The organism is Methyloversatilis sp. (genome assembly GCF_030698125.1).
GTDB lineage: Bacteria > Pseudomonadota > Gammaproteobacteria > Burkholderiales > Rhodocyclaceae > Methyloversatilis.
In genome coordinates, this window is sequence record NZ_JAUYNV010000004.1 from 229,105 (window position 1) to 245,521 (window position 16,417).

The 16,417-nt window shown below is 59.2% G+C and carries 15 protein-coding genes; all 15 read left to right on the top strand.

Translation table 11 applies throughout. The features are described from left to right. Positions 1-27: 27 nt before the first annotated feature. The 15 genes from hisH (at position 28) to cysD (ending at position 16,396) form a co-directional block, all read left to right on the top strand. The gene (gene hisH / locus Q8Q80_RS01700; protein WP_305631270.1) at positions 28-675 is read left to right on the top strand and encodes an imidazole glycerol phosphate synthase subunit HisH; all 648 of its coding nucleotides are present in this window, start codon (positions 28-30) and stop codon (positions 673-675) included. Then, positions 672-2,225, top strand: a complete 1,554-nt coding sequence (locus Q8Q80_RS01705; protein ID WP_305631271.1) for a hypothetical protein — start codon at positions 672-674, stop codon at positions 2,223-2,225. The genes hisH and Q8Q80_RS01705 overlap by 4 nt, the downstream gene beginning before the upstream one ends. 2 nt (positions 2,226-2,227) lie before the next feature. Next, the gene (locus Q8Q80_RS01710; RefSeq protein WP_305631288.1) at positions 2,228-3,076 is read left to right on the top strand and encodes an ABC transporter permease; all 849 of its coding nucleotides are present in this window, start codon (positions 2,228-2,230) and stop codon (positions 3,074-3,076) included. Beyond that, positions 3,073-4,455 (top strand): ABC transporter ATP-binding protein, encoded by a 1,383-nt coding sequence (locus Q8Q80_RS01715; protein ID WP_305631272.1) that lies wholly within the window; start codon positions 3,073-3,075, stop codon positions 4,453-4,455. The genes Q8Q80_RS01710 and Q8Q80_RS01715 overlap by 4 nt, the downstream gene beginning before the upstream one ends. Next, positions 4,443-5,657, top strand: coding sequence for a hypothetical protein (locus Q8Q80_RS01720; RefSeq protein ID WP_305631273.1), 1,215 nt, complete (start codon positions 4,443-4,445; stop codon positions 5,655-5,657). Before Q8Q80_RS01715 ends, Q8Q80_RS01720 begins: the two co-directional genes overlap by 13 nt. Positions 5,658-5,771: 114 nt before the next feature. Then, entirely contained in the window at positions 5,772-6,785 is a 1,014-nt protein-coding gene (locus Q8Q80_RS01725) for a glycosyltransferase family 2 protein (RefSeq protein ID WP_305631274.1), read from the top strand. Beyond that, positions 6,776-7,681, top strand: coding sequence for a glycosyltransferase family 2 protein (locus Q8Q80_RS01730; protein WP_305631275.1), 906 nt, complete (start codon positions 6,776-6,778; stop codon positions 7,679-7,681). Before Q8Q80_RS01725 ends, Q8Q80_RS01730 begins: the two co-directional genes overlap by 10 nt. Before the next feature lie 358 nt (positions 7,682-8,039). Further along, positions 8,040-9,191 (top strand): hypothetical protein, encoded by a 1,152-nt coding sequence (locus Q8Q80_RS01735; protein ID WP_305631276.1) that lies wholly within the window; start codon positions 8,040-8,042, stop codon positions 9,189-9,191. Positions 9,192-9,193: 2 nt separating this feature from the next. Beyond that, a complete protein-coding gene (locus Q8Q80_RS01740; RefSeq protein WP_305631277.1) occupies positions 9,194-10,672 on the top strand; it encodes a hypothetical protein in 1,479 nt (492 codons plus the stop codon). Between the two features lie 52 nt (positions 10,673-10,724). Further along, complete coding sequence (locus tag Q8Q80_RS01745; protein WP_305631278.1) at positions 10,725-11,378, top strand: trans-aconitate 2-methyltransferase; 654 nt, start codon at positions 10,725-10,727, stop codon at positions 11,376-11,378. A gap of 43 nt (positions 11,379-11,421) precedes the next feature. Further along, positions 11,422-12,486, top strand: a complete 1,065-nt coding sequence (locus Q8Q80_RS01750) for an N-acetylneuraminate synthase family protein (protein WP_305631279.1) — start codon at positions 11,422-11,424, stop codon at positions 12,484-12,486. Between the two features lie 112 nt (positions 12,487-12,598). Next, on the top strand, positions 12,599-13,702 hold the full coding sequence (locus Q8Q80_RS01755; protein WP_305631280.1) for a phosphotransferase enzyme family protein: 1,104 nt from the start codon (positions 12,599-12,601) through the stop codon (positions 13,700-13,702). A gap of 165 nt (positions 13,703-13,867) precedes the next feature. Further along, positions 13,868-14,767, top strand: coding sequence for an NAD(P)-dependent oxidoreductase (locus tag Q8Q80_RS01760; RefSeq protein WP_305631281.1), 900 nt, complete (start codon positions 13,868-13,870; stop codon positions 14,765-14,767). 14 nt (positions 14,768-14,781) lie between these two features. After that, entirely contained in the window at positions 14,782-15,378 is a 597-nt protein-coding gene (gene cysC / locus Q8Q80_RS01765) for an adenylyl-sulfate kinase (protein WP_305631282.1), read from the top strand. 115 nt (positions 15,379-15,493) lie between these two features. Beyond that, positions 15,494-16,396 carry a sulfate adenylyltransferase subunit CysD gene (gene cysD, locus Q8Q80_RS01770; protein WP_257080699.1) on the top strand — a complete coding sequence of 301 codons (903 nt, stop codon included), beginning with the start codon at positions 15,494-15,496 and terminating at the stop codon, positions 16,394-16,396. The last annotated feature ends 21 nt before the right edge of the window (positions 16,397-16,417 follow it).

Below are 16,417 nucleotides of genomic sequence, written 5' to 3' on the forward strand. Positions count from 1 at the left end.
ATTGAGCGCTGGGAGGCGACAGAAGCGATGTCAGAACGAGTAACCATCGTCGACTACGGGCTGGGAAATATATTCAGCGTGGCAAGGGCGGTCGAGCACTTCGGTGTCGATGTCCTGCTGTCTGACGACCCGTGCGTGTTGGGTGAAGCATCGCGCCTCATCCTGCCGGGAGTCGGAGCATTCGCGATCGGTATGCAAGGACTGCGCGAGCGGGCGCTCATCGAACCGCTGCGAAAGTTCGCAGCAAGCGGACGGCCGTTGCTTGGAATCTGCCTTGGCATGCAGATGCTGCTGTCGGGCAGCGAGGAATTTGGCGATCACGAAGGGCTGGGCATCATCCCGGGCCTTGTCGCGCCGGTTTCCGGACAGACGGCGACAGGCGCGATCCTGAAGGTTCCGCACGTCGGCTGGAGTCCGCTACATAATCCTCTTTTCGGAAATTCGTGGGACGGCAGCATCCTGGCTGGCCTGCCGGAGGCGTGTGAGGCCTACTTCGTACATTCCTATACGGCCGTTCCGGCCGACGATGCGCACAGGCTGGCCGATACCTGGTACGGGAATTGCCGCATCTCGGCGGCCGTCCGCAAGAACAATGTGTATGGTTGTCAATTCCACCCGGAAAAGAGTGGTCCCGCCGGGCTAAAAATCATCGAGAACTTCCTGAGCGTCGTATGAAATCGCTGCTTTTCGTCGTAAATGAGGCGGGTGAATTCATCGAACTGCGTCGCGTTGCCCTGATTGCGAAGGCTCGTGGATACCAAGTTAATTTTCTTTTCGCTCAACCGGGTTACTTGAATCTGCGGCGTGACCGTGCGTTCTGCCAACTCAATGGCTTCAGGGAGTTCTTTCCCGGTAAGAAACTGCAGGCATCCGCCGGCACCGAAGTCATGAAGGAAAGAGAGGCACGCCTCGAGGGCGGCTACATGCCCAACTCGATTCTTGCTTCGCCCCCGCCGCTCCGACCATTGCCGATCCGCATCGCAGCGCTCGCGATGATTTTCGCGCTGCACTTAGTGTCGCTACCCGTTAAAATAATACGGCGCGTCGGCGCGAGAATTGGGACGCGCGGCGAGTTGCGACGTACCAGGCCTTTTCTTTACGCGCGGACGCTGTTCGATCTGCTGACTCCAGATCTCGTCGTATTCGGCCAGGAATTTCCCGGGTCAGTGAATGCACTGCTCACCAGGCTGTGCAATACGAAGGGCGTGCCGACGCTGATCATTCCATTTGCGGTGGGTACGACCAAAGAAATGGTCGAAAGCCTATCGGACAAGACGGATTACGAGGTTAGCAGCAGTCTTTCGAACCGGCTGGCCGCCTTGCTTTTCCCAAACTGGGTGAATTACTACGGGGGCAAGGCGCTTCTCAGGTTGCCCGGCCGTTCCATTATTGCGATTGAGGCCGCCGGTCTGGCGCCGGAGCACCCTTGGCTGCCGAACAACAGCAAGGTGACCTGCATCGCGGTGGAAAGTCCGGAGATGGAGCGCTACTACCGGCATATGCGTTTTCCGCCGCAACAGCTACGCCTGACCGGCACAGCTTGCGATGATTCGCTGTCTAACGCTCGGGGGCAGCGGGATGAGCTAAAGCGCAAACTTTGTCGGTTGCTCAGGCTGAATCCGGCCAAGCGAATCCTTCTCTGTGCCTGGCCAACAGACCAGTTCCAGTCACGCCACATTCCGCTTGAATTCAACAGCTACGACCAGCTTTGCTGGGCTTGGGCGCGAGCGCTCAGTGTGGTGGCACGAATGACTGATTTCGAAGTTGTCATCCGGCCACATCCGGTAACCGACCCGGCCAAACTCGCCGCCATATTGAGCCTCTACCAGCTACACGAGCGCGTCACCGACATCGATACACTCGAATTGGTGCCGGTGTGCGATCTTTTCGTCGCCTGCGTCTCTTCAACCCTGCGCTGGGCGGCTGCATGTGGTATTCCGGCGATCAACTATGACTGCTATGACTACGGCTACACCGATTTCGAGCCGGCCGGGGGCATCTCGACCGTGCGCAGATTCCATGATTTTCAAAGCGTGCTCCAGGAAGTGACCGAAGAACCCGCGATTTATGAACGCGCGCGCCTCGCGCAAACGGCGTGTTCGGCGGAGTGGGGGCTGCTGGACGGCTGCTCGGCCGACCGCATCATGGCCTTGATCGATGAGCTGTCGGGTGGATTGCCTGTCGGTGCTCCGATGACACTTGATACCCGGGGAACGCACTCGTGAGCATGTCGTCGGAAGGCGTGCCACCGCACCTGCGCGAAACGGTAGTTCGAGGTGGTGGCGGGATGGATTTCGCGGCACTGCTGAGAAGCCTCTGGGAATACCGTCTGCTGCTTTGGGTATTCTGCAAACGTGACCTGAAGGGGCGTTATACGCAGACGGTGCTGGGCATGGGCTGGGTGCTGCTCACGCCACTGATTACCGTCGGCGTATTTGTCATCGTGTTCGGCGTCATGGTGAAGGTCCCAACCGACGGTCTGCCCACCATCATGTTCTATCTGGTGGCGGTGATTCCCTGGTACGCCTTCATGAACGTACTGAATCCGTCCGTGCAGATGATCGAGGGCAACGCAGGTCTGATCACCAAGGTGTATTTTCCGCGGCTGCTGATAGGTGGTTCATACGCCGTTGGCGCTGCGGTGGACTTCTTGATCGCCTATGTGTTGCTGATCACCCCGTTCGCCATCGGCTACGGCGTGTGGACGATACAGCTACTCCTGATAATGCCTTTCCTTCTGCTGTCAACGCTCATGATCGGACTGGGCGTCGGCCTGATACTCGCGCCCGTGAATGCTCGTTATCGCGACGTGAAGCATTTCGTGCCTCTGGGTCTTCAGCTTTTCTACTACTCTACGCCCGCCATCTATCCGGTGTCGGCCGTCCCGGCTTGGGCGGAGCCTTGGTATGCGGTTAATCCGCTGTCGCTGGTGATCAACAGTTACCGGGCGGCCATGGTCGGACAATGGCCGTCGGCCACCACTCTGTGGACCTTGGGCGGGATGGCAGTTGTGTGCTTCGTGAGCGGAGTGGTCGTGTTTCAGCGGCAGGACCGACAGATCGTGGATACGCTGTGACCTGGGTGATCAAATGCTCCGGCCTATCAAAGCTCTACCGCATCGGGCGGAGCAACGTGACAGCGGCGGAGATGCTCAACGCGCGTTTGCGCAACATGACCCGCATGCTGATGTCTGCCGGGCGTGTCCAACCTAAGGCACCTCCCATAGTGCACTCCGATGCGCATCGGGTGCTTGATTCGAGCCAGACGGCCGATGCGCCGCCGGATCACTTCTGGGCGCTCAAGGATGTCGATCTGGAGATCGCACAAGGTGACCGCGTCGGCATCATCGGCCCGAACGGGTGCGGCAAGAGCACGTTGCTCAAGTTATTGTCGCGGATCACGGGCCCCACCAGTGGCGAGTTCAGATTTCGTGGTCGTTTGATCAGCCTGTTGGAGATAGGTACCGGCTTTCATGGTGATCTGACTGGACGGGAGAACATCTTTTTGAACGGAAGCATCATGGGTATGAAGCCGGCCGAAATCCGCCGCCGGCTCGATGAGATCATCGAATTCTCCGAACTTGGAGAAATGATCGACACTCCGGTCAAAAGGTACTCCTCCGGCATGTATGTGCGCCTCGCCTTCTCGGTCGCGGCACATCTCGAATCCGAGCTGCTTATCGTCGACGAAGTGCTCGCTGTCGGTGACGCGGCTTTCCAGCGGAAGTGTTCCGAGAAAATGCTTGAAGTGGCAGACCGGGGGCGCACTCTTATATTCGTCAGTCACGACATGGATGCCATCAATCGCATCTGCAATCGCGGCGTTCACATGGCGCATGGACGCATCGTCGGCGACAGCATGATCGGTGCCGAGGCCGGCATGCGTGCGCTGTCGTCGGTAGCCGACATCACTCGCTCCTACATTCGCGCAGGCATCAACCTGCAATGCGAGCAGGTGTGGGCCGATCCGGCCGAATCACCGACCTTCGATGGCGTCATTCGTTTGGACGCCGTCCGCATAATCGATGCAGCAGGGGCCGTGCGCAGCGAGTTCGATGTCAAGGAGCCACTGACCGTCGAGATCGAATTCGAGATACTGAAAGAGCGCTACCCGGTCAATGTGCATCTGCACGTGAAGGATCTGTCGGGGCATTACGTACTCGTGTCGATGGATAATTTGATCGCTGACGCGGGTGCCCATCGGCGCCCCGGGCGGTACCGCGAGCGCTGCACCATCACCGCACCGCTGCTGAACGTTGGTGACTACCGCATCGATCTGGAGTTCTGGCCCGGCAAATTGCCGGAACACCGCTTCATGAAGGCATCGGTGCTCAGTTTTAGCGTGACTGACGATAGCAGCCCGGAGGGTGTGCGCGGCGATTGGCCGAATCAGTGGCCGAACTGCATTGTGCGGCCGAGCCTGCCTTGGTGGATCGAACAACCGTGGCGTCCCTGATGACAGCGGCGGCGCTAGCAGCCCAGTCGCAACGGACGACAGTTGCTGGCGAAGCAGTGATGCTTGTGTCCTTCATTCACCAGCTACCACATGCTTTTGGTGCGCTTTTCGAGGATCGCCGAGGCCGTGGTGTCTGGGAAGAAGCGCCCGTCACGGTATTTGTCTGGTGTCACCGGGCGGCGCTTCACCGACGGGGCTCCGACGTACACGATGTCTTTGCCAATTGCCTCGCCGGGCTGCCGTGGGTGCGACTGGTATTCCCCGGGTTTGTGCACCGGGCGTCAAGTCTGTCGCCGTTCCGCATGCTGAATTCACGTGCGGCGTGGATACGCACTCACTGGCAGCGCCCGGTGCCCGAAGTCCTGTACTTCTCGCACGACGCCAGTGCCGACCACACCGCGCAGGCGCTCATGCAGGCTTTCCCGTCCGCGCGTCGCGTCTGTTACGGTGATCCGCCGGGCTTTCTCCATCCCGAAAACCCGCCATTTCCGGAGCATGTGCGTCATCGCCCCGACGCGTTGCGCCAAGGCGTCTGGGCGACCCGTCTGCGTGGGGTTTCCCATTGGCTCGGCGCGCACGAAGCGATCATCGCCGTGGATTTTCGGATCGCGGGAACATCCGACTGCGACCTGCCGGTGCGTCTGTTGCCGGCCAGTTGTCTACGCGACGCCTTGGGCCGCCTGCAGCAGGGCTTCACCGGCCTGACAAGTGCAGAGTTGCAGTTGCTGGACGGTCTCGTCGTGGAGGGCACCCAGCCTTTTATGCTTTTGCTGGGTAACTTCACGGGCAGCCGAATGTGTGCACAGAAAAACGAAATCGCTTTGTATGCCGAGCTCTGCGCGCAGCATGTGCCCGTCGGTGCAACGATTATCGTCAAGCCGCACGCCGGCTCGCACCCCGCGCTGCTCAGGGCACTCGCGCTCAGGCTGCCGGATTATCACCTGATTGTGCTGCCCGATCCGCTGGGGCGTCTGCCAGTGGAATTCCTGTCCGTGCTGCTGTCGCGCTGCCACGTCCTCTCCGTATCATCGGCGTCCGCGCTGCTTGGTGGAGTGCTTGGTATCAATGTCCGGCATGTGCTGACTGAAGATGCGATCCGCCGTTATTTCCTGCCGGCCCACGTGCAATACATGTTGTCGGCCAATCAAGCCATCGCCGGACGGACTCAGCAGGTCTATGGCGCAGACGGATCCGGTGGATGATAGCGACGACTGCAGGACTGCTGAAGTTTCCCATGGTCCTGAATTCCATGAGTTGCTCATGCTGTCCCTTCCCTTGTGGAGCAGTCGCGTGAGTATGTACAAGTGGTGTCGGCGATGAGTGCGCAGCCGAGTGTCCTGTGCCCGCAGGCTTGCGCCGTTGTCATTGTCGCGTGGAACTGCTGGGATGTTCTGCACGATTGCCTGGGTGCGCTGTCGCAGCAGACCGTGCAGGATTTCAGGGTAATCGTCATCGATAACGGGGATGCGACGACCGAGCAGATCGCCAGTCTCGAGTCGTATCCTCGTTTGGTCTATGCGCGCAGCCCCTCCAACGTCGGCTTTTCTGCGGCGAACAACCATGGCATCTCGCTGGCGGATGATTGCACTTGGATAGCGTTGCTGAACCCGGATACACGGGCTGAACCCCTCTGGCTTGAAACCTTGCTGGCGGCGGCGCGGCGTCATCCCGATTGTGCGATGTTCGCGTCACGGCTACTACAGGCTTGGAATCCCGAACTGCTCGACGGAGATGGCGACCGCTACCACGTCAGCGGGTTTGCCTGGCGCGACGGCTTCGGGCTGCCGGCCGCAAACCGCAGTGCCGCGGAGCGCGAGGTGTTTTCCCCCTGCGCTGCGGCTGCGCTTTACAGCCGGCATGCACTGATCGAGGTCGGAGGGTTCGACGAGGACTTCTTTTGCTACATGGAAGACGTCGATCTGGGCTTTCGCCTGCGCCTTGCGGGCTACCGTTGCCTGCTGGTGCCGGCGGCTCGCGTGCACCATATCGGCTCAGGTACGACCAGCCGGCGCAGCGCCTTTTGCGTCTACCATGGTCACCGCAATCTCGTCTGGGTCTATGTGAAGAACATGCCGGGGCTGCTCTTCTGGATATTTTTACCTTTTCATTTGGTTTTGAACATCGCCGGAGTGCTGCGTTACTTGCCAGCAGGCGCTGCGACTGCAATTCTTCGTGCCAAGTTCGACGCCTTGTGCATGCTTGCGCGGATGTTGCGCAAACGTCGGCGCATACAGCAACTGAGAACCGTTGGCCTGATCGGACTACTGAAGGCGTTCGACCGATGTCCGGTTCCTGGAGTCGGCAGGGCTCTGAACTCTCTATGGAAATAGCTTCTGCAGTTTCGGTCGTCATCGTCAATTACAACGCCGGTCCGGGTCTTGTCGATGCGGTAAGGTCGGCTATTTCGGATGCTCGCGAAGTTGTAGTGGTCGACAACGCGTCGACCGATGGCAGCTTGTCGTGTCTGCGGGCGACATTCGTCGGCGACAGCAGGCTGCGCATAGTCCGTAACGAAGAGAACCTTGGTTTCGCGCGTGCTTGTAATCGCGGCGTGTCAGAGGCCACTGGAGATTTCCTGCTCTTCCTCAACCCCGACTGCGAACTTGACTCGGGCGCAATGCTCGGCTTGTTGGCCGTCATGCTGGCGGACGGTGAGGTCGGAATGGCGGGCGGGCTTCTGCTTAATCCGGACGGCAGCGAACAGGCCGGAGGACGGCGTGCCGTGCCGACACCCTGGCGTTCGCTGGTGCGTACCGTGGGCCTCTCGAAACTGGCAAGGCGCTGGCCCAGGGTCTTTTTCGATTTTTACCTGCATAAGCAACCGTTGCCCGCACAACCGGTCGAGGTCGAAGCGATCTCGGGTGCGTGCATGCTGGTGCGCCGCAACGCAATGCTGGATGTCGGTCCGCTGGATGAGGCTTATTTCATGCACTGCGAAGATCTCGACTGGTGTATGCGCTTTCGCCTCAGCAAATGGAAGATTATGTTCGTTCCGGCCGCCGGCATGGTGCATCACCACGGCGTGTGCAGCCGAGCGCGCCCCATCTTCGTCGCCTGGCATAAGCACCGCGGCATGATGCTTTTCTATCGCAAGTTTTTCCGCCATCAGTATCCTGGAGTTGTGATGTGGCTGGTTGCGATCGGCGTCTGGCTGCGCTTCGCGTTCGTCGTCGTCCGTTACCTGCCAGGGCATGTGCGGTCGGTGTTGGGACTGAAGCGTGATTGAACTCGCGATCGCTTTGCCGGAGGTTACGAACGCGGTAGGTGCCTGCGTGCTGCGACAACTTTCGGCTTCCGGCCGGTGCGTGTTTGCGTGGTCACAAAGCGCGCCCGAAGGGAACGTGCATGTTGCGCAACAACTGGCAAAGTGTGAGCGCCGTTTCAGCGTGTGGGCGCCGGGGCAGGGCGATTCTGCGGTCCACACGGATCTGCGGTTTCGGGTCCAAAGGCAGGAATCAGCATGATTACCGGCTGTGACGAGATTTCTATCGCCATAAGCGAGATGTTCGATACGCCAACTCCGGGTAGGGCTTCCGGTCGGTCCAACTTCGATTGGGTGGCATCGACAGCAATGCAGGGGTTAGATGCAATCTGAACCGGCCAAACTGATCTTTACAATGCGCGATGCTGGTTCAGCAGGTCACATTGCCGAACTGGCTGCGGGCGCTGCGGCTCGCGGCACGCTATGCCAAGTCGTGGCGGAAGGGCCCGCGCAAGAACGTTTGGCCGCACGGGGCATCCCGCACGTCCGCGCATTGACATGGCTCGATACTTCGGTTTCGCGCAGTGATTTGTTGCGCAGCAGGGCAATAGCAGCGGAGAGAATTCAAAAGTTTGGCGCCAGCCTCGTGGTTTGTGGTCGATCTTCAACCGACGAGAACGGCATTGATGAAATCGTTATTGCTGCGGCCCGCTCCTTGGGCATCCCGAGCGTCGTGGTGCAGGATTTCTGGGGAGATACGTGGCCAGAGGTTTCGCGCCCTGACCACTACCTCGTCATCGATACGCTGGCCGCTCGGCTCACCGAGGCGCGAACTTCGGCGACCGCGCATGTAATCGGTTCGCTCAAACATGCGCGATACCGGGAGTGCGATTTCCAGAGCTTCCGGCGAAGGGGCCGGGAGGCGCTCGGATTGGGGATGCAGGCGATGACCATCGGTTATTTTGGTCAGGATATTCTCCATTTGCCAGGCTACCATCACGTGTTGCGAGATATCGGACACCTAGCGGCTCGAATGGGCGATGTTTCGCTGTTCTACAAACCTCACCCCCGTGAATCCACAGAATCCAGCTCCCGCACGATCTCCCTGCTTCGCGGTGCAGGCGCCCGCCCAATCACTGTTAAAAACATGGAGATCGAAATAGCCATCGCCGCTGCCGATATCGTCGTTTCGTGTTTTTCCACCGTCGGACTGGATGCCGCCTACATGATGTGCGCCGCCGACTCGCCTGCGGTGAGCATCATCTGTGCCGATTACCCGGCAGATGTGTCCGGCTTCTGGCGGTCTGCTACTGGACTTACCGCATTTCCGCTGGTGACTGACGGAATCGCACTTCCAGCCGTCGACAGACAGACTCTGGAGGTCGCGATTCGAACAGGGTTGACCAACGCCGAGCGGAAACGGCAAGCCGACAGGTCTCGCATGATTTTCGGTAATCTGGACGATCCCGTCAAAGATGCCTACGAACTGATCGAAAGAATTGTTGGAAACGATAGTTCGAAAATGGAGGCTTGATCGTGGCTGAACGAAAGCGACTCCTCTGTATTGTGTACGAGCCGGGGAATTTTCAGGTCTGGCTAAAACTTGCAGCGCGTGGCCGGACAACCGGCGGATTCGATGTGATTTTGTGGTCTCCCTACTGCCTTCCCGACTCGGCGCGTTACCAGGCCGAGGCACTGGCCGCGGGTACCGTGTACGTTGAAGAAGCGACTTCCGCCGGCGGCCTAGCCGATATATACACGAGACTTACCGGTTGGCTCGCTTCGAAACCGATACGCCTTCCTAGTGACTTGCAGGCGAAGGTTGCAGGGTATGCACCGCCGGGGGCTGACAACTCAACCACGGTGGCGGATGCTCTGGTTGCCGATTTGACCGATGGCGAGCGTTACGCCGTGTGGTCTGAAGTCGATCGAATACGTCGTCGCATCAATTTTTGCGAGGACTGGCTGGTTCAATTGGGCATCGATGCCGTCGTGCTCGCCGAGGACAATGTGGAACGGGACAGCTACGGTTGGATCGAGGGCGCACGCAGGCGGGGCATCATGACTGCAGTGTCGAGCTACGGCGCCATCTCGGATCAGGAAGCCGTCACCGCCTACAAGAGCAGTTCGTCGCATGCGGTCGATGCGCGCAGGGCTACCCTGATTCGCCGACACCTGCCCCATTGGCTGGCTGAAGGCGATGGTTTTGCCATTACCCGATTGCCTTTTGTTCAAGCGGTTGCTCGCGAGTTAACCGCCACGGCGCCTTTTAATCCCTGGTTGGTCAATGCCGGACACGCCGATGCAATCGCGGTGGAGAGCTCAGCGATGAAACAGGCCTACTCCCGGTTCGGTTTCCCGGCAGCAAAGCTGAAGCCGATCGGTCACCCCTTGCAAGACGTGCTTGCCGTCGTAGCCGGTGAAAGGCGAGCGCGCCGTACGGCGCTCTTTGCGCAATACAACCTGCCGGCTCATCGGCAACTTGCAGTGGTTGCAATGCCGCCCGATCAACTTGCCAGTCGGTCCTGTGTTTATCGTCAGTATGCGGACGTGGTCTCCGCATTTGCGCGCCTGCCTGGCGAACTGACTGGTGCTAATGTGGTTGTGAGCCCCCATCCGAATATCTCGGCAGAGGGGCGCGCGCTGATTCGCGCGACCGGCGCGGTGCTGGTTGAGACGACCGTAGCGGATCTGCTGCCTCTTGCGGATCTATACATCTGCTCTGTCTCGTCGACGATCAAATGGGCGCTCGGGTGCGGCATACCCGTCATCGACTTTGACTGCTACGGCTATGGCTACGCCGATTATCGCGAATTGCCACAGGTCATGAGTGCAGTAGACGAATCCGGGTTCCGCACTGCACTACTTCGCTTTGGAGATCCTGCGGAGCAGGCACAACTTGGTGCACTTGCCACACGTGGCTCTGAATACTGGGGGGCGATCGATGGAATGGCCCTCGATCGCCTCTTGGAACTTCTCTTCGAGGTGAAAAGTAATGATACCCGAGTCATTTGACATCCCTTCTTTCCAGCAGCGGCCAGAGACGTATCTGGGCAAGAGTAGGGCCGTGTCAGAGAAGGATGTTTTCCGCTTCTTAAAACAAGCAATTCGGGCGCAAGGTTTGTCGCCCATGCGATTCCTCGACGTTGGGTGTGCAACCGGAGACCTGCTTGCTTTCCTCGGCAACAACTATCCCGACGCGCAGCTAGCCGGTATCGATGTCGACGCTAGACTGATCGACGTTGCCAGACGGCGCACCGAACTTTCGAAAGCGCAATTGCGGGTTGCAGACGGACTGACCGCAAGACTCGGAAAGTTCGATGTGGTTACATCATTCGGTACGCTCGGTATTTTCGATGCCTTCGAGCCCTTGCTCGAAAACCTTGTTGCGAATACCTCGCCGGGTGGTCACGTTTATGTACAGGCGCTCTTGAATCCGGACGACATCGATGTGCGCATTGCGTACCGTGACAATTTGAATGGACTGGACTGGATGCGTGGATTCAATATTTTCTCACGCGCTCAAGTTAGCCGTTGGGCTGCTAGTCGCGGTCTGAAGACGAGATTTTCAGACTTCCGCATGACTTCGTTTCTAGCAAAGCGAGAGTTGCTACCCCATCGCGCCTACTCCCTCGATTTGGCAGATGGTACCCGTCGAACCACCAACGGATTGTGCCTGCTCCTGCCAGAGACCTTGATGGAACTCCATGTGCCCACCTGACCATGAAAAGCCTGCACTCGAAACGGTTCGCGGTATACCTTGCGTGTCGCTGGGACCGGACTTGATAGGCGGGGGGCATCCGCCCCTGTTCTGGCCAGACATCGACGTCTACTTCCAGCGAGATCTGAATCAGGCCTTCCGCCTGATTGACAAGATAGCCGAGGCTGGTGGGCGCTATCTGAAAGGTGCAGTGCTACACCGGGAAAGTCTGTGCTTAAAGAACGCTGGGCGGGTCAGCTACTACGATAAGAGCAAGAACGAGGCAGTTTCTGAGCCCTTCGAGAATGTGATCGCCCGCCATGTGGTACCGCTTGAGTCGCTCCGCAAGGTCATGAACCATGCACGCGATACAGGTCTGAATGTCGTTCTCAGCGTCTACGATACGGAGGGTCTTGCATTTGCGAAGGCCGTGGGTGCGCTTGCGGTGAAGATTCCTTCATCGAACATCACTCACAAGGCGCTGATCGATGCGGTTGCCGAAAGCGAGTTGCCAATGGTAATTGATACCGGGCGCAGCAAGTTTCGGGAAATCGAGCGCGCCGTAGGTTGGGCCCGGCAAAAAGGGGCAGGTGCAAGGCTGGTCATTCAGCACTCGCCGCCCGGCCCACCGGCTCACGCATCCCGTTTCCATCTCCGGATGATGCCATACATGTCCGAAGTCTTTTCCTGCCCGGTTGGGCTTTCGGATCATCACAGCGGCCTTGCGATGCTGTCGCTTGCCGTGGCACTCGGTGCCTCGGTAGTTGAGAAAGGTCTGGTCGTCGATGACGCTCAGACAGACATTGACGTCGCCCACGCGCTTCCAGTGAGTCGTTTGCGCGAAGCATTGACCATACTGGATGAAAGTTGGTGTGCATTGGGCGAAAGCATTCGTCCTGATGCGGAGGCTCCTGCCAGTCCTGTCGATCGCATGTGCATCATCGCGCGTAGGGGAATCGCGGAAGGTGAGGTCATCACGTGGGATGCCCTCGATTTTGCTTTTCCGCCGGTTGGGATAGGTGCTGAAGAAATCGACAGCTTATTGGGCGCGCGCGCGATTGTGCCGATTAGTTGCGGCGAGTCGATCAAGTGGGCCGATATCAGCGTTGCTGAAAGTGGCGATGTGTAGTTTTTTCAGGTATGGGTCAATCCGGAATCATCTTCATACATCACAAGCTCATTCAGCCATGCCTCGGTTTTTGACAATGCTGATGTGACTGGTAGGCTGCTGGCGAGACAGCATGTATGGCGAGCGTTTGATCGATTCAAATTTAAAAGAACGGCATATGGCAAGCTTTCCCTGCGGCAGTGAAGGAAAACCGTCTAAGTCAGCCGGCTCTTTCAGAGAGCCTATTGCGTCGACATTCACGCCAAAATCCCTATGTTGGGCGCCCGCCGGTGGCAATTTGCTTCCCGTGTTGGTGGATGCATTCGGGAAGCGAGGGGATTACCTAGTGGCATCTGGTACAGGTGCTACTGAAATATCCTATTGTCGAATGACGGTTGCCGACGCGAATGTCGATCTGTTCATCAAGCTTGTTCCGAGGCGCATCGCAGTCGGGCTACAGCGTTCGGGAGGTATCTCGGATTACGTCCGAGAATGTGGGGTGCTGACGCCGGTTTGCGAACCGGGGTTTCCCAAGGCGTGCCTTGATGGCCGTGTGGCTTTTGCCTATCCGTTCGTCGACGGAACTTATCTAAACAACTCCTTGGTCGGCTTGCCCAAGCTGGGGGGAGAACTGGCGAGACTGCATGCTGCCCTGGGGAATTTTCCGGCTTCTCGTAAGGTTGCGCACCTGCAGCGACGGATGCGCATACGTATGCGGCGCAAGGCAGCGGATCTATTGGCGGATGAGTCCTGGGCCTGTTGCGAATTGTCCCCGGTGCGCGCCCACGTGAGACGCTGGCTTGCGATCGATGCGGGCCTGGGCAATGGCGGTTGTCAAGTCATTCACAATGATTTGAACGCGGGAAATGTGCTTGAGGACACGAATGGAAATGTTTGGTTTCTCGATTTCGAGGAAGCTGGGTGGTCTTATTTACCTGCCCACTTCGATATTGCAAGAATCATCGAACGCTTTATTTTGGTAGATGAAGCGTGGGATTCGCAGACCAAAACTCTTGCTGCTGAAAGACTGCTCGATGCTTACAGCCGTGTCGGTGGCGTCAATCGTGAAACAGCCGGTCGCATTCCGCTCGCGCTCGGCTGGTTACTCGGATTTTCTTGGCTGCGAATGTCGCGCTTCCTGTGTGATCGTGAAGCGTTTCGCCACGCCGAAGTCCGTAAGTTTCTTCGGCTGGCCGAAGTTCACGATGCAAATCGGATTTGGCTCGCTGCGCTGTGAATGACGCCATGCCGAGGGCGCGCGCCGACGACCTAACAGGAATTTTCTACAGCACCGTGCGCAACATTCATGCGCATGAAGTTCGGTTTGCGGGTGACAAGCGATCGCTAACAGAGGATCCTTCGTGCCGAGCCGGCAGGGCAGCCCGCATGGCGATGGAGGCACATGGCAAGCAATCGTGACGATATGCCTCCGGACGAGAAATCCGAATGGACCGGCGTGCTCGGCGCGAGCTGTCTAGTCGGCCGATTTGTGCTTCAGTGCCTGCCACAACGAGGGCGCGTATTGGCCGTATCCAGAAGTCCGTCGTACGAAAACCGGCCGAACCTACGGTCGCAGTCCGCCCACACGCTGTCCGAGCTGCCGTCCTGCGCAGTGCCGAACTGGCTGTGCCTCGCACCGATCTGGGTGTTGCCAGACTACTTCCATGAATTTGAACGTCTGGGGGTCCGCCGCGTGGTGGCCCTTTCGTCAACGAGTCGTTTCACGAAGCCCGATTCGTCCGATGTGTCGGAGCGCGAGACGGCCCGGCGCCTGATCGAGGGCGAACGGCAACTTAAGCAGTGGGCCGAAGGTCGCGGCATCGAGTGCGTCATCCTTCGCCCGACGCTGATATACGGGCTCGGACTTGACCACAATGTTTCGGAGGTGGCGCGTTTCATCCGCCGATTCGGTTTTTTTCCGGTGATCGGGCCGGCATCGGGCCTGCGGCAGCCCTTGCATGCGTCCGATCTCGCCGACGCCTGCGTCGCCGCATTGACGACCACGGAGGTGCACAGCGGCGCGTACAACTTGTCCGGGGGCGAGGCGCTGACGTACCGCGAAATGGTTGCGCGCGTTTTCGCCGCACTCGGCAGATCTGCCCGTATCGTCCGGCTGCCGGCGGGCGCCGTGCAGTGGGCGCTGGCGTTTGCATCGCGGTTGCCCGGTCATCGGCACTGGTCGCCGTCCATCGCAGAACGCATGAACCGCGACCAGGTCTTCGATCATGCCGAAGCCGCCCGTGACCTGGGTTTCGCGCCGCGCCCGTTTCTGCCGGGGCCAAGCGATTTTCCGCCTGAATGAACTTACTGGACAGGATGCCAGCGACGGAGCGCAACAGAAATGTGGTGTGGCAAGGCGGACAGGTCCGCCGGAGCGAACGCGAAGACATGTTTTCCCAGTCTGCGATGACGTTCTGGCTGACCGGGCTGAGCGCGGCCGGGAAATCGACGCTGGCTTTCGCGCTGGAACGCCATCTGATCGATTCGGGGCGCGCATGCTATGTGCTCGACGGCGACAATGTAAGGCATGGGCTGAACCGCAATCTCGGCTTCAGTGAAGCCGACCGAAGCGAGAACATCCGGCGCGTCGCCGAAGCGGCGCGCCTGATGAACGATGCCGGCCTGATCGTCGTTTCGGCACTGATTTCGCCCACCGTTGCAGATCGCGACATGGCGCGCGGCATCATCGGCGCGCGCGATTTCCGTGAGGTTTTCGTCAGCACGCCACTGGTTGTGTGCGAATCACGGGATCCGAAAGGCCTTTACGGCAGGGCGCGGAGCGGCGAACTGGCGCATTTCACGGGGGTGTCTGCGCCCTACGAGCCGCCGGAAGCGCCGGATCTGGTCATCGATACGGCTCAGGTCGAGCTGGATGCCGCAGTCAAGTTGATGGCAGCGCTGATCAAGACGTGACGCACGCGGCGCCCGGCCGACCCACGAACCGCGAGGCACTGTAAAATCCTGCTCCTCCTGCGTCCGCCCGCACCATCGGGTCGGCGCGCAACCCTGCTTCCCGGTTTTCATCACGATGACTACATTGACCCACCTGCAGCGGCTGGAAGCCGAGAGCATCCACATCATGCGTGAGGTGGTGGCCGAGGCCGAGAACCCGGTCATGCTCTATTCGGTCGGCAAGGACAGCGCAGTCATGCTGCACCTGGCAGCCAAGGCCTTCTACCCGTCGGTGCCGCCGTTTCCGCTGCTGCACGTCGATACCACGTGGAAATTCAAGGCGATGTACGAATTCCGCGATGCGATGGCGCGCAAGCTGGGCATGGACCTGCTCGTGCATATCAATCCCGATGCCAAGTCGCGCAACATCAACCCGTTCGACCACGGCTCGGCGCTGCACACCGACCTGTGGAAGACCGAAGGCCTTAAGCAGGCGCTCGACAAGTACAAGTTCGACGCCGCATTCGGCGGTGCGCGCCGCGACGAAGAGAAGTCGCGCGCCAAGGAACGCATATTTTCCTTCCGCACCGCGCAGCATCGCTGGGACCCGAAGAGCCAGCGGCCGGAGCTGTGGAAGCTGTACAACGCGCGCAAGCATCCGGGCGAGTCGATCCGCGTGTTCCCGATCTCGAACTGGACCGAACTCGACATCTGGCAATACATCCACCTGGAAAACATTCCCATCGTGCCGCTCTATTTTGCCGCGGAGCGTCCGGTGGTCGAGCGCGACGGCACCCTGATCATGGTCGACGACGAACGCATGCCGTTGCGCCCGGGCGAGGTGCCGCAGATGAAGAGCGTGCGCTTCCGTACGCTGGGTTGCTACCCGCTGACCGGCGCGGTCGAATCAACCGCCGCAACGCTGACCGACATCATCCAGGAAATGCTGCTGACCACGACGTCGGAGCGGCAGGGTCGCGTGATCGACCACGATTCGACCGGTTCGATGGAAAAGAAGAAGCAGGAAGGGTATTTCTGATGGCACACGTTTCCGACCTCA